The organism is Glutamicibacter sp. 363, assembly GCF_052379505.1.
Lineage (GTDB): Bacteria > Actinomycetota > Actinomycetes > Actinomycetales > Micrococcaceae > Glutamicibacter.
In genome coordinates this window covers 48,046-70,086 of sequence record NZ_JBQSYR010000021.1, presented here as the reverse complement: position 1 = coordinate 70,086, position 22,041 = coordinate 48,046, and the positions used below count along the sequence as shown (strand labels likewise).

Annotated in this window: 23 protein-coding genes; 8 read left to right on the top strand and 15 right to left on the bottom strand. The window is 56.6% G+C overall.

The window, feature by feature from the left end; all coding sequences use genetic code 11:
* Positions 1 to 55: 55 nt before the first annotated feature.
* Positions 56 to 385 (top strand): hypothetical protein, encoded by a 330-nt coding sequence (locus ACT3UA_RS13605; protein ID WP_096284499.1) that lies wholly within the window; start codon positions 56 to 58, stop codon positions 383 to 385.
* Here ACT3UA_RS13605 and ACT3UA_RS13600 read toward each other — a convergent pair.
* The 9 genes from ACT3UA_RS13600 to ctaE all read right to left on the bottom strand — a co-directional run bounded on the left by ACT3UA_RS13600 (position 362) and on the right by ctaE (position 10,222).
* Positions 362 to 925 (bottom strand): phosphatase PAP2 family protein, encoded by a 564-nt coding sequence (locus tag ACT3UA_RS13600; RefSeq protein WP_141393495.1) that lies wholly within the window; start codon positions 923 to 925, stop codon positions 362 to 364. The genes ACT3UA_RS13605 and ACT3UA_RS13600 overlap by 24 nt on opposite strands.
* Positions 926 to 979: 54 nt before the next feature.
* Complete coding sequence (locus tag ACT3UA_RS13595; protein WP_096284495.1) at positions 980 to 1,504, bottom strand: hypothetical protein; 525 nt, start codon at positions 1,502 to 1,504, stop codon at positions 980 to 982.
* A 423-nt stretch (positions 1,505 to 1,927) separates the two neighbouring features.
* On the bottom strand, positions 1,928 to 2,542 hold the full coding sequence (locus tag ACT3UA_RS13590) for a hypothetical protein (protein WP_096284493.1): 615 nt from the start codon (positions 2,540 to 2,542) through the stop codon (positions 1,928 to 1,930).
* 672 nt (positions 2,543 to 3,214) lie between these two features.
* Positions 3,215 to 4,399, bottom strand: a complete 1,185-nt coding sequence (locus ACT3UA_RS13585) for a M23 family metallopeptidase (RefSeq protein ID WP_444616963.1) — start codon at positions 4,397 to 4,399, stop codon at positions 3,215 to 3,217.
* Between the two features lie 23 nt (positions 4,400 to 4,422).
* A complete protein-coding gene (gene yczE, locus ACT3UA_RS13580) occupies positions 4,423 to 5,331 on the bottom strand; it encodes a membrane protein YczE (protein WP_217990348.1) in 909 nt (302 codons plus the stop codon).
* A 590-nt stretch (positions 5,332 to 5,921) separates the two neighbouring features.
* A complete protein-coding gene (gene qcrB / locus ACT3UA_RS13575; RefSeq protein ID WP_096284489.1) occupies positions 5,922 to 7,592 on the bottom strand; it encodes a cytochrome bc1 complex cytochrome b subunit in 1,671 nt (556 codons plus the stop codon).
* Positions 7,593 to 7,594: 2 nt separating this feature from the next.
* Complete coding sequence (gene qcrA, locus ACT3UA_RS13570; protein ID WP_096284487.1) at positions 7,595 to 8,644, bottom strand: cytochrome bc1 complex Rieske iron-sulfur subunit; 1,050 nt, start codon at positions 8,642 to 8,644, stop codon at positions 7,595 to 7,597.
* 69 nt (positions 8,645 to 8,713) lie between these two features.
* On the bottom strand, positions 8,714 to 9,508 hold the full coding sequence (qcrC, locus tag ACT3UA_RS13565) for a cytochrome bc1 complex diheme cytochrome c subunit (RefSeq protein ID WP_096284485.1): 795 nt from the start codon (positions 9,506 to 9,508) through the stop codon (positions 8,714 to 8,716).
* Positions 9,509 to 9,583: 75 nt separating this feature from the next.
* Complete coding sequence (ctaE, locus tag ACT3UA_RS13560) at positions 9,584 to 10,222, bottom strand: aa3-type cytochrome oxidase subunit III (RefSeq protein WP_096284483.1); 639 nt, start codon at positions 10,220 to 10,222, stop codon at positions 9,584 to 9,586.
* A 287-nt stretch (positions 10,223 to 10,509) separates the two neighbouring features.
* On the opposite strand from ctaE, the gene trpD reads away from it, so the two are divergent.
* Positions 10,510 to 11,577: an anthranilate phosphoribosyltransferase gene (trpD, locus tag ACT3UA_RS13555; protein WP_096284481.1), complete on the top strand. Its 1,068-nt coding sequence runs from the start codon at positions 10,510 to 10,512 to the stop codon at positions 11,575 to 11,577.
* A gap of 79 nt (positions 11,578 to 11,656) precedes the next feature.
* Here trpD and ACT3UA_RS13550 read toward each other — a convergent pair whose 3' ends face one another.
* On the bottom strand, positions 11,657 to 11,938 hold the full coding sequence (locus ACT3UA_RS13550; protein WP_096284479.1) for an Lrp/AsnC family transcriptional regulator: 282 nt from the start codon (positions 11,936 to 11,938) through the stop codon (positions 11,657 to 11,659).
* 165 nt (positions 11,939 to 12,103) lie between these two features.
* Between ACT3UA_RS13550 and ACT3UA_RS13545 the strand changes: the two genes are divergently transcribed.
* Complete coding sequence (locus ACT3UA_RS13545) at positions 12,104 to 12,697, top strand: sigma factor-like helix-turn-helix DNA-binding protein (protein ID WP_096284476.1); 594 nt, start codon at positions 12,104 to 12,106, stop codon at positions 12,695 to 12,697.
* Positions 12,698 to 12,699: 2 nt separating this feature from the next.
* Positions 12,700 to 13,245, top strand: coding sequence for a hypothetical protein (locus ACT3UA_RS13540; RefSeq protein ID WP_096284474.1), 546 nt, complete (start codon positions 12,700 to 12,702; stop codon positions 13,243 to 13,245).
* Here ACT3UA_RS13540 and ACT3UA_RS13535 read toward each other — a convergent pair.
* Entirely contained in the window at positions 13,231 to 13,608 is a 378-nt protein-coding gene (locus tag ACT3UA_RS13535; protein ID WP_096284472.1) for a DUF3054 domain-containing protein, read from the bottom strand. The genes ACT3UA_RS13540 and ACT3UA_RS13535 overlap by 15 nt on opposite strands.
* Before the next feature lie 119 nt (positions 13,609 to 13,727).
* Here ACT3UA_RS13535 and ACT3UA_RS13530 point away from each other — a divergent pair, with 119 nt between their 5' ends.
* The gene (locus ACT3UA_RS13530) at positions 13,728 to 14,711 is read left to right on the top strand and encodes an arsenic resistance protein (RefSeq protein ID WP_096284470.1); all 984 of its coding nucleotides are present in this window, start codon (positions 13,728 to 13,730) and stop codon (positions 14,709 to 14,711) included.
* A gap of 34 nt (positions 14,712 to 14,745) precedes the next feature.
* Here the strand turns inward: ACT3UA_RS13530 and ACT3UA_RS13525 are convergent, their stop codons facing one another.
* The 4 genes from ACT3UA_RS13525 to ACT3UA_RS13510 all read right to left on the bottom strand — a co-directional run bounded on the left by ACT3UA_RS13525 (position 14,746) and on the right by ACT3UA_RS13510 (position 19,106).
* Positions 14,746 to 16,020 (bottom strand): glycosyltransferase, encoded by a 1,275-nt coding sequence (locus ACT3UA_RS13525; RefSeq protein ID WP_096284468.1) that lies wholly within the window; start codon positions 16,018 to 16,020, stop codon positions 14,746 to 14,748.
* 447 nt (positions 16,021 to 16,467) lie between these two features.
* Positions 16,468 to 17,316, bottom strand: a complete 849-nt coding sequence (locus ACT3UA_RS13520; RefSeq protein WP_096284466.1) for an SDR family oxidoreductase — start codon at positions 17,314 to 17,316, stop codon at positions 16,468 to 16,470.
* Positions 17,317 to 17,788: 472 nt separating this feature from the next.
* Positions 17,789 to 18,250, bottom strand: a complete 462-nt coding sequence (locus ACT3UA_RS13515) for a DUF3817 domain-containing protein (RefSeq protein WP_096284464.1) — start codon at positions 18,248 to 18,250, stop codon at positions 17,789 to 17,791.
* A 496-nt stretch (positions 18,251 to 18,746) separates the two neighbouring features.
* Positions 18,747 to 19,106 (bottom strand): ArsR/SmtB family transcription factor, encoded by a 360-nt coding sequence (locus tag ACT3UA_RS13510; RefSeq protein ID WP_096284462.1) that lies wholly within the window; start codon positions 19,104 to 19,106, stop codon positions 18,747 to 18,749.
* Positions 19,107 to 19,444: 338 nt separating this feature from the next.
* Here ACT3UA_RS13510 and zapE point away from each other — a divergent pair, with 338 nt between their 5' ends.
* From zapE to ACT3UA_RS13495, 3 genes are read left to right on the top strand one after another with little or no spacing between them, the layout of a single operon-like run.
* A complete protein-coding gene (gene zapE / locus ACT3UA_RS13505; RefSeq protein WP_096284460.1) occupies positions 19,445 to 20,509 on the top strand; it encodes an AFG1/ZapE family ATPase in 1,065 nt (354 codons plus the stop codon).
* Positions 20,506 to 21,150, top strand: a complete 645-nt coding sequence (locus ACT3UA_RS13500; protein ID WP_096284458.1) for a peptide deformylase — start codon at positions 20,506 to 20,508, stop codon at positions 21,148 to 21,150. Before zapE ends, ACT3UA_RS13500 begins: the two co-directional genes overlap by 4 nt.
* Positions 21,150 to 21,998 carry a putative RNA methyltransferase gene (locus tag ACT3UA_RS13495; RefSeq protein WP_096284456.1) on the top strand — a complete coding sequence of 283 codons (849 nt, stop codon included), beginning with the start codon at positions 21,150 to 21,152 and terminating at the stop codon, positions 21,996 to 21,998. The genes ACT3UA_RS13500 and ACT3UA_RS13495 overlap by 1 nt, the downstream gene beginning before the upstream one ends.
* Positions 21,999 to 22,041 lie beyond the last annotated feature (43 nt).

Below are 22,041 nucleotides of genomic sequence, written 5' to 3'. Positions count from 1 at the left end.
ATTTCCGTACCGATCTTCCTCAGACCCCGACTTCAGGGAAAAAGAGTCTGAGGTCGTGCTCTATAAGCTGTCCCTCTACATTTATCCCGCGATGGTCTCGGCAATGCTGGTCAGACCGCTTGTGCAGGCAACCGTGGGCTCGGTGTACCGGGTTCCTTATTACTCAAAAAAGCTGATGGCGATCGGCTTTGCCTTCGGCGTGATCTCGCCTATGGGACATTTGGTGGAGCTATCGAACCGGCAGCTGGACTGGCTCACTGATTTGATTGTCTATCCGGCGATGCTGTTCGTGTTGGCAGGTGTGACATTGGGTTGGATCTCCACCACGCTGCACCGCCATAAAGTCCCCTTCTCCCCTCGTTTACACCACCAAAAGGTCTCCTAAACTCACCAGAACGCCGATGAGAGTTCCCGCCATGACTTGTGTGGGAGTGTGATGGCCGCTGCGGATTCTCGCCCATCCCACCAGAGCGATAATCACTACCGCGATCTGCGCTCCTGCAGGCAAGGCCAGCAGACAGTGCAGGGCTGCGAAGGTGGCCAGCGCCGCGTGGATGGAAAGCTTCCAAGCGAGGTTCACGATCCCGACGATGACCAATCCGGCAAGCATGAAAAGCACTTCGGCAATGATCTGGCCTGGCGCCGAAACCGCCAGCAGCACGGCGATTCCGCCAAGGATTGATATCAGGGTGATCAGCAGGATCGGCCAACGTTGCTGGCGTTGGGTGACGTGCACGTCGGTGACCTGTCCGCGCAGTCTCATCCAGATCAGCGCCGCCCAGGGAATCAGTCCGACGAAGAGCGTGGCCACCAAGGTTGGTGGCCACGCGACGTGGGCATGTCTTAGAGGAGTGCTCAGGAGTACGAGAGTGACTAGTGCAGGCGGTGAAGCAATGTTGCTGATGAATCTGGCGTATTTTTCCACCGCTTGAGCCTAGCAATCTGATCCCTCGGAACGATAATCTCATACGGGAGAGGGCTAGGAGCCCCCTGTGCCACTTTCACTACTGCTTCTCGCACTTCCTCGCAACGTTCCAATCACCTGATATACGCCAAGGCAGAAAGCCAGTGCCAGCACAAGATGAAGGGAAGACTCATTACTGGCCTTTAGCAACCACCCTTCCCATCCCTCAAGTTCTCCAGTAGCTATGCTTTGCATCGGGTTGCCTCGTTCAATAAACGCATAGCTGTACACGACAAGGGCCACGCTTGTGGAAAAGAAACCTATGGTCAAGGCAAGCTGATTGCTCGTCGGCAGACGCCGAGGCGCGTACCAAACAGCATAAGCCGCAAGCAGCCCAACCCCCATTACAGCAACTATCTGTAAGTACGGAACACTTGGATCTTGCACACCTACAAGTTCATTATTTAGGTTTAGAACCGCCCCTCCGCGCAACCCTATTGCTTGAGCGGTCAACACCCCAAGAGTGAGGACATAAATCAACGCTATCGCCACACCTGAAACAACAAATTTCACAGTCTTGGCGTAATTTTTAATCAACATCAGATCACTCCCTTTATTCCTAGGCGTCCTGATCTCATTTCACCCAGCAATCAAGCTTCGCGTCTCCACCGATTCCATGAAATGACCAGTAGCACTCACTTGACGCGTTTTCTTTCGCAACATGAACGATGTTGTTTATCAGCCCTGCCTCGGAAGTATTGGCGCTAACTACACGATAGCCAGGATGGGAGTAGTAAGTCTTGATCGTGTGCGTTCCGATGCCTAGCTGAACCGTGGAACTCCCGCCATACACCACTGCCCTGGGACCAGAATGCCTTCGAACGTTTTCTGGTGTACTAATGTTCTTTGCGTATTGGAAAGAAGCCGCATGGGCGGAAGTTACAGAAATCGACACTGCCACAAAGGCCATGATGGCGACTACAATTATGGCCAACCACCGCTTAGCTGACAATTCGATCGGCATCATTTGCCCTCACTGCTAGGACCATACTCGAGTGGAGTGAACTGGAAACTCTCACCGGATGAACGTTCGATTGTCTCGCCGGACAATTTGTCACTTGCTGCTGTATCGACAACAAGCAGGTCACTTTCTAGTTTTTTGGTCGCCTGACTAGACAACTTCACATCGCGATAGGCTCCGGTCTCGGCAATTTGCTCAGGACTAATATCCGATGGGAGTAAGTACGCTTCAATGATGTCCTCGGGAACTTCATACGATTGCCCAGTTGCCATGCCTATGCCTGATCTATGGAACCTCGGAAAATCCGCGCATGAAGAGGATGTTGACCAGCTGGTGTGGATCACAAGACACACATTGGATGGTTCGTCCTGCGCTACCCAATAGCTCGCTTTATCGTCTTCACCGAGGAACCGTGTCGAATCAGGATTCAAACCTCCTAACTCATCCAACACATCAAGGGGCAAACCTCTGTCTAATTCAGCCTGCGGCTCCGCCAACGCTGGGACTAGATCTTGGACCGCCATGTACGACTGGTCCGCTGCTGACACTGGCGCTGCTACTGCGACAAGGGCTAGAGCCATGACTCCCAACGCAGAAAATGCTTCTATCCTTCGCATTGCTCTCTCCTAACTTAGTACTTCACTTTGCAAGTTATCCTCAGTTGCCCAATATCTCCGGGCCTGTGAGGGAAATTCCAGAAGCACCTCTGATGCACGTCATATGCTCTTGTGAAGATCTGATTGATGGATGCTGCGGTGGTAAAACTTATTAGCTCATATGGAGCAGGTCGGTAGGTTTCTTGCGACACAGAAGCTGATGCTCCGTCCGCGCTAAAAGGCTGCAAGTTCACTACGGCACCGTTTATTGATGCTCTATACCCACTGCTTCGAGTTTGTAATTTCGATATCAGGGTGTCGTTTGCGTATGTGTATTGAGCCGCCTGAGCGGATCCAGTGGCAATTGCTACCAGAACCGTGGCGACTAATGCCGTTAGAACTGCAGCCACTAGTGCTGTTCTAACTCTTTTTGGGAGTGCCCAATGCATCCTTGACCACCTTCGATAATTTGTCGTTTTGGGAATACCCTTTCCTTTTTCTGAAGATTCCCTGGCAGTCACGCTAGCATCTACAACATTTAAATCAAGGGTTGTATATAAAAACGAGATGCTGTACATGGTTTGAGAAATTATTAGACCACCCATAGGAAACCAAAGCCACGATCTCCAACCTTGGCGTCATCAGTAGTAAAATAGTCCTGGATACTGACCCTTCTATGCTTTCTGTCAATCCTTAGGCAGGGATTTTCACACTTTGTTCTTTAAGGAATGCCACGGGATTTATAATTTTCTTGCCGAGCCACACCTCAAAGTGGAGGTGATACCCGGTGGAGTTGCCATTGGTTCCGACTTTGCCAATGCGCTCCCCTGCTTCCATTTCGTCTCCGACGTTGGCGAGCACACCATTTTCGAACATATGCACGTAGAGTGTGCTGACCAGTTGCCCACCGATTTGTCCGTGGTCGATCTGAATCTGGCATGGGGATCGGCCAACCACCAGGTTGGAGCAGCTAGCCCGGATAACCTGGCCATCGGCTGCAGCATAGATCGGCGTGTCTTTCGGTGAGCTGAAGTCTTCACCTGCGTGCGGCCATTGACCCCGATTTTCACCATAGTTGTATTGGATTCTTGAAATGTTCTCCACGGGGAAGACCCATCCGGAATCGCTGGTGGGCCCATCATAGGGGTCGCCCGAGTCTGGTTTTCTGGTGTCGCCTCCGTCCTTGCATTGCGCGTAGGATTCGTCGTCTTCAGAGACTTCCACGGTGGCACCTTGCAGCGCGGCGTAGAGCAGTTCCGCGTCGGCACGCTGGCGCGCATAATTATCAGGCAGTCCCGACACTTGGACTTTTTCCGCGGCCAGCTCGTAAGGCAGCGATTCCCAGTCGGGCACCTTCTTCAGACGGCTGAAAAACGTGCCGGCTGCATAGGAAGGGTCCATGATCTGCTCAACGGTGCCCCATCCTGCACTCGGCCGTTGCTGCATGAGACTTAGCGCATCCCACGCGTGCCCGACTCCTTCATGAGGAAGATCCAGGGACTTCACCACAGTTTGACGTGCCTGTGCCCATTCGGGTTTCGTCATGATGCGGGAGCCTTCCTGGTACTCCCAGGACCCGTCGTTGGCGAGTATTTTCAGGGAGCTTTCTTGGATGGCGGTCATCAGGCCAATGATCGCGCCTTGCTGTTTGACTCCCGCTGTTTTTGCTTCGTTGATGATGATCGCAGCGTTGGTCAGTTGCTGTTTGTTGTAGGATCCAACGTCGGTGGTGGGCAGGTTTTTGACGTTGACTTCTTTCGGCACAGCCCCCTCTGGTGAACAGTCAGTTTCAATGTCGGCCTCGCTGCGGGGGCTGTCACCGAGGATAATAATTCCGCCAAAGACCAGCCCGAAGATCAGCACAGTAATCAAGCCCAAGACACCGAGGATTCCAGGGCGCTTCACGAAGGATCGCTCGTAATTTTCTCGACAATCCACTGTCCGTCTGCGCGGCTGAGCAGAAATTTCAACGAGTCAGCGTTTGTCTGCACGCTCACGGTGGCGATGGCCGGCGAGGAACCTTGAACCGGTTCTTGAACCTTCGCCACTTTCGTTGCCGTGATGTTGATGTTAGAGGTCTGTTGGAAAGTCTTCCGCGCGTTCTCTGAGAGGTAAGGCGCCAGTCCTTTGAACCACACGGCCTGCGAGAGATCCGGGCGGATTCTGACGGTCACGCGTGGGAGGAAAAAGCCGATCAGCGGACCGACGCAGAGAGCAATCACGACGGTGCCAACGCCAACCATGCCGCCCATGAACCACCCTGCAACCGCAACAGTGATTTCGATAGCCGTTCTGACCTTCCAGACCGGCTGACCCGAAATGCGCATCAAGCCCGTCATCAGTCCGTCTCGAGGGCCGGATCCAAACTGCGCGCCAAGATAGAGGGCGTCGAAGAAACTGTAGAGGATGATGCCGGTCGCGAAGTAGACGATCTGCATGGTGAGATTATCCGGAACGGGAAGTACGAGACCCATTGCGTCGGCAGCGAATCCAACGATGAAGACGTTCAGGAAAGTTCCCAGCCCCGGAAGCTCCTTGATTGGTATCCAAGCAAGCAACACCAGTACCGCAATGATATTGGTTGCCCACCCGAACGAGATGCTGAACATATTTGCTACTCCTTCAGCTAAGACATTCCAGCTTGCTGCGCCTAGTCCGGACTGCACAAGGAGCATTACTGAAGCGCCATAGCCGGCCAGCCCCAAGAGCAGTTGCGGAATTCTGCGCAGCTTCCTGCCAGCTGAGAACTGCTGAAATGCATTCATCCGTACAAGGGTGGCAGGATTGTCACTTGCACTTTTCTTCTTCACAAAAACTACTTTCGATTAAAAACACTGCTCTAGCGGGGCTGAGAATTGAACCACCGTGGTTTGTCGGCTGAATCAGTGTGAGCGAGGAGCGTTGCAGTCCAAATCGCGGAGATCTGATCATTCCGAACTCACTACACCGACTGACTAACCATCGCTGACCTGATGTTATGCCCAAGTGGTTCGCATGACAAAACGTTAGGCCATACGTGGATAGACAGGTTTCAGGGTTCAGAGGGTCTGTGCGGCCCTCTCGCCGCCGAGTATCCGCGCATACCAGCACGTGCTCGCAGGCGGCGCTCCGGAGCGCCTCACAGGCCACTAAGCGGGTTGGCTGCCTCGTATGCGCGTGGTTCCAGTACTGCGGGCCTGGGGAAGCGGTCCAATGCTTGGGCGAGACGCTTCACGACAGCCGATGTGCTCAATGATCAGTTGGGAACGCCGCCACGTTCAACTGAATGCCCGGAGATGGTGGAGCTGCCCGCGAGGAAAGCCGGTTGCGGGGGAGCAGAGCGCAGCAATGCGCTGTTAAACCTAGAAGAGGGACACACCAACTGGTGTGCCCCTCTTCTTGTGACTAATGCGAGTCGAGCTTACTTCTCGATCGAGTCTTGCTTTTCACCCTCAACCTCATGGTGGCCGTGGGCTGCGTGTGCAGCTTCAAGCTCCGCTGGGGTAACTGGGGCAACACGATCTTCGAAGAAGAACTTCGAGATCGCCGCACGGCGCTTCTCCGAACCGGAGACGTGCCCTGCTGCATCCGGCTGTGCCGGAATGTACTTGTTGTCGTTGAAGTTGGTGAGGAGGTAACGCTTGTACACGTCGACTTCCTCGTGCTTCTCCGAGAAGCCACCCTCAGGGGACATCTGGATAATGCCAGCTTCACGACCGTGCAGTACGATCTCACGATCCTTGCGCTGCAGCGACAAGCAGATACGACGCGTCAACCAGAAGGCGAAGATTGGGCCCAGGAAGAACAGCGTACGCAACCAGTAGGTGACGTCATTCAGCGATATGTGGAAGTGAGTTGCGATCAAGTCAGACGAGGCAGCTGCCCACATCACGCAGTAGAAGACCACGCCAGCGGCACCCACCGCGGTACGGAATGGAGCGTTGCGCGGGCGGTCCAACAGGTGGTGCTCGCGGTTGTCCTTGGTGATCCAACGTTCGATCCATGGCCAGGCGAACATCACTGCGAACAGTGCGCCGGCAGGAACCAATGCAGGAAGCAGAACACTCAAGATCAAAGTGTTGTCGCCCCAAGGGAATGGAATAACCCATTCCAAGCTGAAGTTACCGAGGTAACCAGGCATCAAACGCAAGGCGCCATCGACGAAGCCGATGTACCAGTCGGGCTGGGTACCAGCAGAAACCGGCGATGGGTCATACGGACCGTAGTTCCAGACCGGGTTGATCTGGAAGAGCGCCGAAATGAATGCCACGATACCGAAGACGATGAAGAAGAAGCCACCGGCCTTCGCTGCGTATACCGGACCAACTGGGAAGCCAACAACGTTGTCGTTGGTGCGGCCTGGGCCAGGATACTGGGTGTGCTTGTGGGTCACAACCATGAACAGGTGGATCACCAGGAGCAAGATGATCACCGCAGGCACGATCATGATGTGCAGCGAGTACAAGCGGGGAATGACGTGCAAGCCCGGGAACTCTCCACCGAAGAAGAACATCGACAGGTAGGTACCAACGATAGGCAGTGCCTTCATCACACCATCGATAATGCGCAGACCGTTGCCGGAAAGCAGATCATCTGGGAGGGAGTAGCCGGTGAAACCAGCTGCAAGACCCATGATCAGCAGCACGCCGCCGACAACCCAGTTCAATTCACGTGGGCGACGGAAGGCGCCGGTGAAGAATACGCGCAGCATGTGCACGGACAGGGAAGCTACGAAGAGCAGTGCGGACCAGTGGTGAACCTGGCGCATGAACAAGCCGCCGCGAACATCAAAGGAGATGTCCAGGGTGGAAGCCATGGCGGTCGACATTCCAATGCCCTTCAGCGGCACGTACGAACCGTTGTAGGTCACGTGCGTCATCGAAGGATCGAAGAAGAAGGTCAGGAACGTGCCGGAGAGCAGCAACAGTACGAAGGTGTACAGCGCCACTTCACCAAACATGAAGGACCAGTGGTCAGGGAAGATCTTGCGACCGAATTCCTTGACCATGCCCGAAGCGCCAACGCGGGAATCGACGAAGTTCGCGATCCGTCCGGTAGCGGTCGAGGGGGTGTATTCATTAGGCGATGCCATGATTAACCACGCTCCCAGTAGCTTGGGCCTACAGGTTCGTGGAAATCGCTCTGGGCTACCAGGTAGCCGTCAGCGTCCACGGTAATAGGCAACTGCGGAAGTGCGTGTCCAGCCGGACCGAAGACTACCTTGCACTCGTTGGCAAGGTCGAAGGTCGACTGGTGGCAGGGGCACAGCAGGTGATGGGTGTGCTGCTCGTACAATGCGATCGGGCAACCCACGTGGGTGCAGATCTTCGAGTAGGCAACAATGCCATCCACATGCCAGTCTTCGCGGCCCTCGGAGATGTTCATCTCCTGCGGGTCCATGCGCATGAGCAGCACAACGGCCTTGGCCTTTTCGTTGAGCATGTTCTCTGCTTCTTCCAGACCCTCAGGGATCACGTGGAAAGCGGAGCCAAGCTGCACGTCCGAGGCCTTGATCGGGGTACCCGATGGATCGCGAGTCAGACGAACGCCGGTGTCCCACAGAGTGTGACGCATGGAATCGATCATCTCGTGCGCGGTCTTACCGGTACGGTCCAGGTCGCGGAACATGAAGATTGCGGGGATCGGAGCCAAGGCAATGGCACCGATCAAGGTGTTGCGGATCAGCGGACGGCGCTTGATACCACTCTCATCGATGACCGTGTCGATGATATCGACTGCATCCTGGCGATCTGCTTCGGAGCTGATCTCGTGACGTGATTCAACGAGTTCGTGGTCCGGCATCAGAGTCTTGGCCCAGTGAACAATACCTACACCGATACCGAGCATCGCGAATGCGGTGCCCAGGCCCAGTGCAGCGTTCTGCACACGCAGTTCAGCGAAGGTCATTTCACCCAGGTGGCCCAGGACGAAGTAAGCCACGAAGAAGAACAGCGTGCCAATGATGGAGATGGTAAATAGCAGCGCAACTTGGCGCTCGTGTCGCTTGGCTGCGCGCGGATCGCGATCTGCGAGACGCGGACGATGTGGGGGGAGTCCTGGATCGGCAAACCGGTCCTGAGCTACATCGTCAGCCTTAGCAACGGTGCCCGATTCTTCGGGACTGCCGTGACTATGGTCGCCCATGTTTCTCTCTCATCCTTCTGTTAGGAATATATGTACGTAGTGATGTTTGCGGTTTTCACCGCGAAAGCCTTAGGAAGGACGCGAGGTCAACCAAATGGTGAAGGCGATAATGATGCCCAAACCGGCGGTCCATACGAAGAGGCCTTCAGCCACTGGACCCAGGGATCCAAGCGCAGCGCCACCGGCAGAGCCATTAGCTTCGATGGTCTTCAGGAAGGTGACAACGTCACGCTTCTCGTCCGGGGTGATGTTCGAGTCGTTGAACACTGGCATGTTCTGCGGACCGGTAGCCATCGCTTCGTAAATGTGCTTCTCTGAGACGCCGGCCAGCGTCGGTGCGAACTTGCCGCGGGTCAACGCGCCACCTGCGGCAGCAGCGTTGTGGCACATTGCGCAGTTCACGCGGAATACGGTGCCACCGTGGGCTGCGTCGCCCTTGGTGGTGTCCAAATATTCTTCGTCCGGAATAGCTGGACCTGCGCCTAGGCTCGCAACATAGGCCGACATCTGCGAGATCTGGTCTTCGTCAAACTGAACTGGCTTAACCTGGGCCTGCGGGCCCTGCATCTGCATTGGCATACGGCCGGTGCCTACCTGGAAGTCAACCGCTGCGGCGCCGACGCCGATCAGCGAGGGGCCTTCCTCGGAGCCTTCGGCGTTCATGCCGTGGCAGGTGGCGCAGTTGGCTACGAAAAGCTTCTGGCCTTCCTCTACATCGGCTGCCGATGCAGAAGTGGTTTCCGCTGCCTTCGCTTCGCTTACGCTACCGGCTGCAGTGTAAAGACTGCCGGTGACCAGCAATCCGAACAACAGCAGGGCCACAGCGGCGAGCGGGTGGCGGCGCTTTTTCGAAAGAGCCTTCACTTGCTGGTTCCTCACTTAGTTTCTTGGTGTGGTGTTGCCATACTTCTGTGGAGGCAACTGATGGATATTAGTTGCCTACTGCAAGAAGTAGATGATCGCAAAGAGCGCGATCCACACAACGTCAACGAAGTGCCAGTAGTAAGACACAACGATGGCGCCGGTCGCTTCAAAGTGACCAAACTTCTTAGCTAGCATTCCTCGACCAATAATTAGCAAGAATGCTATTAGGCCACCGAGCACGTGAATGCCGTGGAAGCCAGTGGTGATGTAGAACGAGGAAGCGTACGAGTTCGAGTTCAGTGCTACGCCTTCGCTTACCAGCACGGCGTATTCGTAAGCCTGAACAGAGACGAAGATCGCGCCGAGAATGAAGGTAAGGATGAACCATTCGATCATTCCCCATTCCTTGAACTTGAAAAGTCCACCGGAACGGCGAGGCTTGAATTCTTCGGCTTTGAACACGCCAATCTGGCACGAGAACGAGCTGGACACCAGAATCAAGGTGTTAATCAGCGCGAACGGTACGTTCAGCTTTGCGGTTTCGGTCGCCCAAAGCTCGGGCGCGGCAGCCCGGAGGCTGAAGTACATGGCGAAGAGGGCGGCGAAGAACATGAGCTCGCTGGAGAGCCACACCATCGTTCCCACCGACACCATGTTTGGGCGGTTCGGCGCATGTGGCGCCGTCGTATTTGGGGCATGAGTCGCAGTTGTCACACTGTCATTATGTCTCTAAACAGGCCTCAGATACCAATGCAAACCATGGTTGAATGAGGTTTTCTACGACACACTTAGAGAACAACCGCGGAAACACGCGGAAGTAGCCGACAATCTCTTTCTACAATTCGTAGAGCTTGATCCGGCGCGCCGCACGAAACAATCGTTTATGAAACATAAACGTGCCCTAATTAGGGGTATTTTCGGCGATAAGTTCGCTGTCTTGCGGCACATCACGCAACGACACGAAGTAGCAGCGGGGGAGCAGCATCGATAGGCTTACGTACGTGTCAACGAGCCTTGCAAACGAAAAGTTCCCAACGTGGCCAGATCTTTTGGCTTCCCTGATTAGCGGAGAGAACCTAAGCCGCGAACAAGCGGCCTGGGCGATGAACGAAATCATGACCGGAGAAGCTAGCGACGTCCAGATCGCCGGCTTCCTTGTTGCGCTCCGCGCCAAGGGCGAGACCGTGGCGGAATTGACCGGTCTGGTCGACTCCATGGTGGCCAACGCGCGCGAGCTGACCATCGATGCACAAACGCTAGACATTGTTGGCACCGGTGGCGATCGCCAGAACACGGTGAACATCTCGACCATGTCTACCTTGGTGTGCGCCGGCGCCGGGGTGAAGATCGTAAAGCACGGAAATCGCGCTTCCTCTTCCTCTTCGGGTTCTGCCGATGTGCTCGAGGCGCTCGACGTGCATCTCGATGTACCGATCGAACGCCTGGTCGACGTTTATGACGAGGTGGGCATCGCATTCTGCTTTGCCAATATTTTCCACCCTTCGATGCGCCATGTTGCCGGTGCGCGTCGCGGGCTGCGGGTGCCTACCGCCTTCAACTTCATGGGACCGCTAACTAACCCGGCGCTTCCCAGCGCTTCGGCCATTGGCTGCTCGGACTTGCGCATGGCACCGATCATGGCAGGGGTTCTCGCTAGCCGAGGGTCGCGCGGATTGGTCTTCCGCGGCGATGATGGCCTGGATGAGCTCACCACCACCGCGCCCAATATGGTGTGGGAGGTGCGCGAGGGCAAGGTGGAAGAGTTCGCTTTTGACGCACAAGACCTGGGCATTGCGCGCGCGACGCTGGATGACCTGCGCGGGGCAGATGCCGCCTTTAATGCGGGAGTGGTCCGCGATATCGTCTCCGGTGCAACCGGTCCGGTGCGAGATGCCGTGGTGCTGAACTCCGCCGCGGGCATGGTCGCCTTTGCGCAGGATGCCCAGGGAAGTTTTCAGGACCGGATGCGCGCGGCAATGCTCCGCGCGGAGCATTCGCTCGATTCGGGCGCCGCCGCGAAGGCCTTGAATACCTGGTCGGCAACAACTTCCAAGATCGTCGGAAAGTAGAACGATCGTACAAGAAAGGGAGCTTGTCTCGGATGCCTGGCAATCCGAGACAAGCTCCCTTTCTTGTGGGAACAGACTCTTAGTCGTCTAGACCCAGCGAGAAGGCCGCCTCTAGATCGTGTGCCGAGTAGGCACGGAAGGCAATGTGCGTCTGCGTCTGGCGGATGCCAGGAATCTTCGACAGTCGATTGGCAATTACCTCGGCCAAGTCCTCGTGCTTGTGGACGCGTGCCACGGCGATGAGATCCCAGTCGCCGGCGACGGAATACACCTCGCTAATTCCTTCGATTTCCGAGATCTGCTTCGCCGACTCAGGAATACTGTCGGTTGCCGTCTGAATCATGACGAATGCGGTAACCATGAAAACCTCTCAACGTTAGAATTTTCCCCGCTTTTGGGGTTTTGCTTCATGAAATAACTCTAGTGCACTGCGCAGAGGAGTCCCATGTGTGAGTCAAGCCTATGCGTGGCATTAAACAATCTTTAACTTTTGTAAAAAATAATACAAGGTATTAGGATTGTAGGTATGATCGTATTAACTATCGACCAGCGTCGATCGCGTCAAGGCGAGGACAAGGTTGAAGCGCTAATAGAGCAGGCCAACTCCACGGTCTCGCACATTAGGCCGTTCCAGCGTACGGCGGGCGATGAAGTCCAAGCCGTCTTCGATGACGCAATGGAAGCAATCCATCTCGCCGTTATGATGGCCGCTTCGGGGGATTGGAGCGTTGGCCTTGGCTTTGGCCAAGTAGAACTCCCGCTGCCCAAAGAAACTCGTGCCGGCAGGGGACCGGCGTTCGTATTCGCCAGAGATGCGGTGGAACGAGCCAAGAACACGAACGCACACGTGGCTGTCGAAGGACCCACGGAAGAAGCGACTCGACTGGAAGCAGAACTCCAGCTCACCGCTTGCATCATTTCCAAACGGCGGGCGACGGCTTGGGAAGCCGGAACGTTAGCCGATCAGGGGCTGACCCAACAACAAATTGCCGCGCGCCTGGGCATCACCCAGCAGGCCGTCTCATCTAGGCTTTCAGCAGCACTATGGTTCGAAGCGAATCGCATGATGGAGGAAGCCACCAAATCTTTGTCCAAGCAACTGCGACAGATAGGGGAGTGACCATGCTCTGGGTTGCCTGGTCCGTACTTGTATTGGCCGTAGTGATCGCCGTGGCCGCCAGCTTCCTCGGCGGGGCACAGGGCGCTAAGGCGAAGTTCCGCAATGTACTCACGGTCATTGCCGCAATGGCTGCCGTAGTGACGTTAATCCTGGGACTTGCCGCCCGCCCGGACGAAGGCCCAGCCGCCGTTCCCGAAGTACTGATCATCGCGGTCAGCGTGCTTTTTGCCGTAAGCTTCGGCGGACCGCTCACCGAATTGATTTTCCAGTTGGCCTCGCGCCAGGACCAGGTGGAAGAAAGCCCAAAGACCGATGCCTCGCCACTGCGTGGCGGCTTGTGGATCGGACTGCTGGAGCGCTCTGCGGTAGTTGCGACGCTCTGGGCACATTGGCCGGAAGGCATCGCGGTCGTACTTGCGGTTAAGGGCCTTGGCCGTTTCTCCGAACTGAAAAACCATCAGGCAGCCGAGCAGTTCATCTTGGGAACGTTTTCAAGTTGCCTAGTCGCCGCCGCCGGCTATGGCCTAGGCATACTACTTCTTCACTGAGCGAAGAGCCACGAGCTTGCAGACGAGACGTCGCCCCATCAAGAAGAGTCCAAGCGCCAAAACCGTCACGATGATAAACGGCAGGGCAGCTGTCGAATTCATCGCCACCCGCAAGGCAAGTCCAAGAGCCACGGTGCCTAGCCAGACGAGAACACCGGTTGGCCATAGTCGGTTGATGGTCACCCACGGCCGGGAAATCAGCGTCATGATCAGGTAGGCGATCAGGAATGGTAGGGCCGTCATCAATATTCCACTGATTGACAGCGCGTGCTCATGTTCGCGTCGCCCCAGAAGCGCAAAGAGAACAATGAGCACAAGATCGATGCCGGCCCACAACGGCCATTTGCGAATATTTTCAGACATGATTCCATCTTAGGCAATGGCCTGAACGGATTGTGTTCCGATCAGCATCGAGCCCCGTCGCCTTCGCCACAAAAGCGCTGCGCTGCTGGCGGGCTCCGCAGATCGTTAGACTGAGAGGCATGAGAAGCTGGCCTGGTGAAGTTTGGATGGAACGGCACCAGATTGTTCTCTATTTAGCTGCGATACTCGGCGGCTGCCTGCTCGGACTGTGGTTGCCCGCGGGCAAACCCGTTCTGGAAATCACGATCAATCCACTGATTGGGCTCTTGCTTTATGCCACGTTCTTGGCCTTGCCGCTAGGAAAACTCGGCTCTGCGTTCAAAGACCTGAAGTTTCTCGGTGCGCTGGTACTCGTGAATTTCCTCTTGGTTCCCCTCGTCGTCTTTGGCCTATCGCGCTTCGTGCAAAACGATCAGGCACTCCTGGTTGGCGTCCTGCTGGTGCTGTTGGCTCCCTGCGTGGACTATGTCATTGTGTTCACGAACATTGCCGGGGGAGCAGGCCATCGGCTGCTGGCCGCAACACCGTTGCTGATGATATTGCAGATGCTTCTGATACCAGCGTTTATCTTCTTGGTAATGGGCCCAAAAGCAGTGGAACTGTTCGCGCCAGGAAAGTTTCTGGGCGCCTTTCTGGGGCTCATCGTTCTCCCTCTGGTTGCGGCTACGCTGACCAGGTTTTTAGCCCAACGATCACCCCAAGCCGGTACCCTTATCTCGGCCGCCCAGTGGTTAATGGTGCCTCTCATGATGGCGACTCTTGCCGCGGTCGTAGGATCGCAGATCGCCCTCGTGGCGACGGAGCTGCAGCAAGTGCTACGTGTCCTGCCGATATTTGTGGCTTTCGCGATCATCATGGCTGCCGCCGGAACGCTTGTCGCCAAATTATCGAATTCCGATGTTGCTGCGGGTCGCGCATTGGTCTTCAGCGGAATCACCCGAAACTCGTTAGTCGTTTTGCCCTTGGCTCTGGCCTTGCCGGCAAAATACGAACTGGCACCCACGGTTGTGGTCACCCAGACGCTGGTAGAACTGCTGTGCATGTTGATACTCATACGTTTGGTTCCGAAAATTCTCCGGCAGACAAATCCTGTCCGGAACTAGGTGAGCACTCGGCTCCACGCCAGCCGAATTTGGCTCAACGCGCAAACCCGTCGACGATCTGCTCCAGCACCTGCACGCCGACGCCGAGGCCGTCTTCGGCTCGAATTGCCGCGCCTAGCCCGGCGGCGCGGATCGCGTAGGAGTCCGTGCGGACAAGGTCGCCGAGACGATCGTTCAGGCCGGTAACCAAGTTCCTGGCCGGTAGCGGAGCCGGCCCGACCCCCAGCGCGTGCAATCGCGCGCCCCAGAACGGCTGGTCTCCAAGGAACGGGACAACTAGTGTCGGCCGCCCCGACCGCAGCCCGGCCGCTGTCGAGCCGGCACCGCCGTGGTGCACTACCGCCGAGACGCGCGGGAAGAGCCATTGGTGGGCAGCGCCCTCCATGACGAGGACATCGTCCGTCCCGGACTCGCCCGCGGTGATCCCGCCCCACCCGGTCGCAACGATCCCGCGCAAACCGTTAATCCGCAGCGCGGCCAAAATCGCCTGCCGGCGTTCGTTTGCCCCCTTGCCAAAGCCCATGGAACCGAACCCGACATACACCGGAGGGGATCCATTCGCGAGAAAGTCCACCAGCCGTGCCGGTGGCTCCCAATTGGAGTCATCACCTTGATCCAGGAACCAGTATCCAGTGACGTGGGCCGAGGATGGGTAGTCGCGGGGGATTGGCAGCACGTGTTTGCTGTATGGGTACAGGACGTGGACCGGGCTCCCGTCGGGATTCTTGAGCGGGTCCGCGAGGCGTGCAACGCGGCCCAGACCGACCTCGCGCCGGAAATCATTGATCATGGCGCCGTAGAGGATCCCAGTCATCCGCCTGAATTCAAAAGTCGCACGGTTACCCCACGCCCCGAAGGAGGCGCCGCCGAGGAAAGGCACCGGATGCGCACGCGTCGGGGTGAAAAACGGGAGCGGGAGGGAAAGCACGCCGGGCACACCCAGCGCCTGCGCGATGTGCTGCCCGGCCAAGCACTTGGGGTGGTACACCACGATGTCCGGGCGCAAGGACTGCGCGGCAGCCCAGCATTCCGAGTTCAGCTCGCGCATCGCGGAGGTCATGATTCCCAGGGTCTTCAGCGCGTCGCGCGGACCGCGCAGCTCGGGCAAGACCTCGCGCAGCAGACGCAGCATCTCGGAACCGCAGGGGTAGTGCGTGACGCTTCCGGCTCCGCCCTGCGGTACCAGATCCGCGAACCGCTCGGGGACTGCAAAGGTGACGTCGTGCCCGGAACGTGCCAGCTCACCGGCCAGGGCGGCATAGGGCTGGATGTCGCCGCGAGTACCGAACGACATGATCAAGACGCGCATGGCTAGTTCCTTCCCGACGGGACCACCTGGCGAGCAGGCTTCCCGGCACACCGCCAATGCTACTCCTGCCGGAATTCCAGGGACCGCCGTAGAATCCGGAGAAACAGCGCGTGACCAACCGGCCCTGGTAATGCGTAGCTGAACAGGGACTTGCTGGCGGCAGCGATTCGCTGCGGAAGGCAGATCATTGGTGAGGGAACTGAAGACGATGCGGTTGTTTGTGAAGCTCCGCGCTCGGTGGCGGCGCCTCGCGATCGAGGGGTGCCGCGCCCCACATTTCGTTTACCGATCGGTGCCGGGCTGTTGAATCGCTGCCATGTCGGCGGTTTCTGCAAGTAAGAAGGCCGGGACCGGAGGCTAGTAGCCCGCGCCCCGTTCAGCAGGGAAGCACGTCTGGACTTGGGACGGGCGTTCGCCGTGGGCAACAAGCAGAAAGCGCTATTCCTCTCAGCCTGCCTTCTTCTGTGTCGTTGCGAACTCTTGTCCGGCCTTGGTGCCGCCATCGACCAGAATATCGATCCCGGTCAGGTAGCCAGGTGCTTCACTGGCGCAGAACGCGATAACAGCCGCGACTTCCTCGGGCTTGCCGAATCGCTTGATTGCTGCCGACTTGATGAGGTCGCCGGCCCCGTGGTTCTCCTCCAGACGCCCCATTGCGGTGTCGAAGCTCCCCGGGGAGACCGAAACGACCCGTGCTCCCAACTCGCCGAACCGCGCCGCAACGAAACGGCTGTACCAGTGGACGAAGTTCTTGCTGATCGCGTAGGCCAGACCAGCTTTCAGCTTTGGGCCGACGAGCCTCGCTCGCTTAACGATCGCTTGCTCAAAGGCGTCGGGCTGTTGCTCGGCGCGTCGGAAAGCACGCGACGGAATCAGCAGCTTGGGAATGCTATGCCCGGCGGTTGATGCCACATTGACCAGTGCGTCGCCGGTGGCCGCCCTGGAGAGAAACGCCTGCGCAATGTTGACTGTGCCAGTTGCATTTATGCGGGCGATGCGTTCAGCCGTACCCATTTGCGGACTGATGCCAGCGGCGTGGACCACCGCGCGAACGTGGCTTCCCTCAGAGACCGCGCACTGAAAAAGGTGCTCGACGGACGCTTTCTCGGCAATATCGCACACTATGCCCGTTGCATCGATTCCGGCCATATCCAGCTCGCGCACTGCATCATCGAGGCGCGTCTGGTCGAGGTCTGCCAGTACGATTCGGTGGTCGCGCCCCATGAGTCTTGCCGTTGCTATTCCCATGCCGCCGGTCCCACCAGTGATGATTACTGTCGGTAGTTCAATTGACATGGCGGTCCTCTTCATTTGGGAAGGCAGGGGATTGTGCCCTAGTTGGTAGACAGCTGGAAATTCGGGTTGAGTACAGAGCTGCAATATCGCTGGTTCCTAGCCGTAGCCATCGTTTGACTGATGGCTGCGGATGTCCCGGGTGCCGGGCCAGCGGATCAGCTGTGTTGCTGCGTTCCACGTCGAGGTCTGGCTGATCAGGATTCTAGCGTAATCTTCTTGGATCGTCGCGGGCCGGTTCCATGCCTAATAGTCTAAGCACCACTAGGACTAATTCCGTCTGGAAGGTTCTGAGTCATCTGAACCGAGGCGGGGGAGCGCGGAGCCGATCCCGGACATCGACCCGATTGACCCGCGTTTGGTAGAACGCTTCCAAGTGTTCGGGACTAGTGGTTGTCGCGGGTGTAGCAAAACAACCTCGCACCAAAATGCATTGGGCAGCCGGGCCGACACATCCATGGTCTATTGCAGGGTGCTAGCCGCGTCCGCCCGGAGGGCCAAGGACCAGCATGGTCGAGAAAATCCCGACTACCGCAAGCAACAGGATCGCTCCGGTCAGCACCGGACGGCCCACCATCCAACGCATGGCTGCATCGGTCCATTTTCTGTCATCAGGATGGTCGCTCGCAGTTGTGCGCCATGCGCCAACGAGCTTTCCCTTGTTCTCCAGCCACTTATCAAAGGGGATAGTGAGGTAAGGAATGATCGAGGTAGCCGCGGCGCCGATAATGAGACGTTTGCTCCAGCGCTGGTTCATGCCTACGAGAACCGACATGACCACGTAGGACAGGAAGACAAACCCATGGATAAAACCGGCAATGGATACGGGCCAATCGCCGACCTTTACCCCGTATTTTAGGATCATTGCGATGATGAGCATAGTCCAGGTGACGGCTTCGGCTCTGGCAACGGTGCGATAGAGGGCGCTTGGAGACATGGGCTGATTTCAGTCCTTGAGTGGTGGGGGAGAACAACTTCGAGATTATCTCTGCCTATAGACTATCGGCTCAGACTACGTGTGTTTAATTCGCGCATTCCGTTCAATCTGACAGCGCGTGAGCTGGCGCATTTTGCTTCCGCAGAAATGAGTTCCGCCATCTGTATGCCTTGCTTCTAAAAACAGTTGCCAACAGTCGCTATTTGGCAATCGATTCCCGCATCCGTGAAACCGATATCCTTGCCGTCCGGAGAGAATTATCCGCCCATATTGAACTGGATCTGCCTCAACTAAAATGAGACAGAAATTAGAATGCCCCCAACTGCAATTAGCCGGGGCAAATGCCATGAGCAAGACCGCCATGGGGAGTGCCAGATTTCCGTTACTTTACATAATGTAGATTATCGGCTCTATAGGCAAGGGTTGAGTAGGGGCGATTACTAGCTGCTTGGCGCAGGATTGATTCGGGCAATGCACCGCCGTGACTCGGCGTCGCCTAGATGGCCGGCTCGTCTTCATTGCTGATGCGAAGTCGGTATTCGGCGAAGTCCAATGTCTGCCCGATGAATTTCTTGAGTCGCTCGTCTTGCATCGAGTAGATGACGTGCCGACCGGATTTGCGCGTCTGCAGCACTCCGGTGGTCCGAAGCCTCGCAAGCAGCTGGCCAGCAACAGTTGGGCTGACTCCAACGAATTGCGAAAGCTCCGATAAGGAATGCTCTGCCTTGGTCAGCGCCCAAAGCATTTGCAGCCTGGCTGGATCCGACAAGGTCTTGAGGATCGTCATGGACATGTCGAGCAGATCATTGGATATGATGTCCTCGCGTGTTGGCAACCCAGCGTATTCACTGGTCATGATCCTCACTCCTCGACTAGGCGCTTGGCCGGAGTTTGTGATGCCAACGACTCGCCGCACAAAGAGGCCTCGGTGCAACCATTATGGTCACGAGAACGAATAAAGCGATAGCCAAGTCATGACTTTATGATTGCCTTGATCATAGGCGCGTCGAATGAGCGAGCCACTCCCCTAATAATACTTGAAGCTTAAATTACTGTAAATAGCTTGCTGACATGGTGCATTGCATACATTGCCGAATTTCTGTCAAGGTCACCTTACCTGCTTGGTCCCTCGTGCTCGCTGACATCGGCGTGAAGAAAATTGGCAGTCGCTAGAGCTAATGGGAAGATTTAGTCATGCCTTCACTTCTGCCTGCTAGATTGCTGCGCACCCGTCGAGTCGCGCAACGTAGGCGGCGTGTAATTTCGGCTCTGCAACGCCAGAGCTTCAGCCTCGATCAGCGTCAGCGAGATCTCGTCCAACTGCTGAGTCAAAAGTTTGCAAACCCGTCGGCTCAAGCCACACGTGGCGTCTACGTTTATGGTCCGCCGGGACGTGGCAAGTCGATGCTGCTAGACGCTTTCTGCGCGGATCTGGATCAGACCGTCACCGCGCGCTACCACTTCCATGAGTTCTTCCGGGCGATCAACAAGCCAGGCGAGCATGCCGAGAAGCAGAGCCTTGGCTCGGTTTTTGCGCAGGGGTTGGAGCGTGAACTGACCGGCATCAAAATATTGCTGTTCGATGAGTTCCATTGCGTTGAACCAGGTGATGCCATGTTCATGGCCAAACTCGTCAGCTACTGCCAAGAACATGAAATTTTCCTGGTTACGACCTCGAATTACGAGCCAGAGAAGCTTCTGGATGACGAGTACTTCCACCATCTCGCGGAGCCCACCATTGAGCTAATTCGTTCAACTTTTGATGTCTTCGAGCTGGATGCAGCCGTGGATTACCGCACGCTAGCGGCACCGGCTGGAATGCGTCGCGAAGGCTACCGCGCTGGCACGCTCAACCCGGGGTACTCCCCTATTGACGAATCAGATTTTGATGTGCACATTGAGGTTGGCTACGACAAAATCGGCCCCGCTAGATACCGCGGAGCAACCATTGAAATTTCTTTTGACCAGCTCTGCCGCACCCGCCGGAATACCGCGGACTACCTCGCCCTCGCCTCCCGATTCAGCTGCTGGCACATCACCTCGGTACCCTCAAGCCAGGCCATGCCAATGGACGAGGAACGGCGTTTCGCCAACCTCATAGACGTGTTCTATGACCGGGACCTGGAGGTGCACCTTTACACCCAAGATCGATTAGAACATCTGGGACACAGGCTGCACGACACAGAACGCGCCCGGCTCGAGTCGCGTTTGGCGCAATTGCAATATTCAGAAGAAGCGACTGATCGGATCACCCAGTGAATGACCGCAAAGTTCTAGATGCCAAAGACCTCACCGATCTGGTGGTGGGGATCTTGGCAGAGTCCAAGGATCAAGTAGTCCCGATTGTGCAGCTAGGACACCCGGTGCTGCGACAACAAGCTCAGCACTACGAGGGCCAGCTCCCCGCAGCGCTGCTCGACGAGCTGCTGGCGGTCATGAGAGCGACCATGTACGCCGCTCCCGGGGTGGGGCTCGCCGCGCCACAGATCGGCATCCCGCTGCAGATTGCGGTGCTCGAAGACTTGTACCCGATTGACGAGGAATCTGCTGCGCTACGCGAACGCACTCCCTTGGAATACCTAGAAATCTTCAATCCAAGCTATCGTGCAGTTGGTGTGCGCGAGGCGGTCTTCTATGAAGGCTGCCTGTCTTTCGAAGGATTCCAGGCTGTAGTTCACCGTCCTGCCGAGATCAGCGCCAGTTACAGCAACCGCGAGGGAGCAATGTTCACCCGCGAATTCTCCGGTTGGCAGGCACGAATTGTGCAGCATGAAACGGATCATCTAGCTGGCACCGTCTACATCGACAAGGCGCTCACTCGTTCGCTCGTTGGCGAGGCCGAACTCTACCGCTATCCAGGACTTGATCTGGGCCAGGCCCGAGAAGAGCTGAATTTCTAATGTCGAAAAGCACCACGGTTCTGTGCCCGGTCTGTGATCAGCCACTGGTCCTATCCACCGAGCCGCGACGCAGCCTGCACTGCCCGGACGGACACCGTTTTGATGCGGCTAGGCAAGGGTATTTCAACTTCTTAACCGGCCGCGGGACAAACTTCATCGAAGATACTGGTCCGATGGTCAACGCCCGCGAAGACTTCCAGAACCAAGGGCACTACGCACCCTTGGCGAAGGAGCTCAGTGCTTCCATTGCCGGACACCATTCTGAGAGCAAGCTTGAGGTGCTCGACGCCGGCGCCGGAACTGGCTACTACCTGGGTGAAATGATCGCTTCGGCATACGCAACCGAGATCGACGCGCTGGCCTTGGACATTTCACGCTATGCCATGCGTCGGGCGGCGAAACTGCCGCATACACTGGCCATGGTGTGGGACGTCTGGCGTCGCTTACCGTCGGCAGATCAATCGCGGGACGTGGTCCTGAACTGCTTTGCCCCACATAATCCAGCAGAGTTTCATCGTGTCCTACGCGAAAACGGTGTTTGCTTGGTCGTCACCGCGGCGCAGGACCATCTGCAAGAGATCCGTGAGTCTTTGGGAATGCTTGGGATCGCAGAAAACAAGGAGGTTTCGTTGATCGAAAAGTTCCGTGCCGCGGGGTTGCGGCATCAACAGTCGACAAACTTGACCTATGCCATGGATCTGCAGACCATCGACCTGTTCAACTTGGCCTTCATGGGGCCGGCAGGACATCATCTCTCCCCCGAGGATTTACGCGCTAAGACCGAATCCCTCGGCGCGCAAAGAGTCAACGCATCCTTTGGAGTACATATATTCGTCCGCGAAGGCTAGAAAATACCCCAAAATGACTACCGCTTTTCTTGTCGCCTTACGG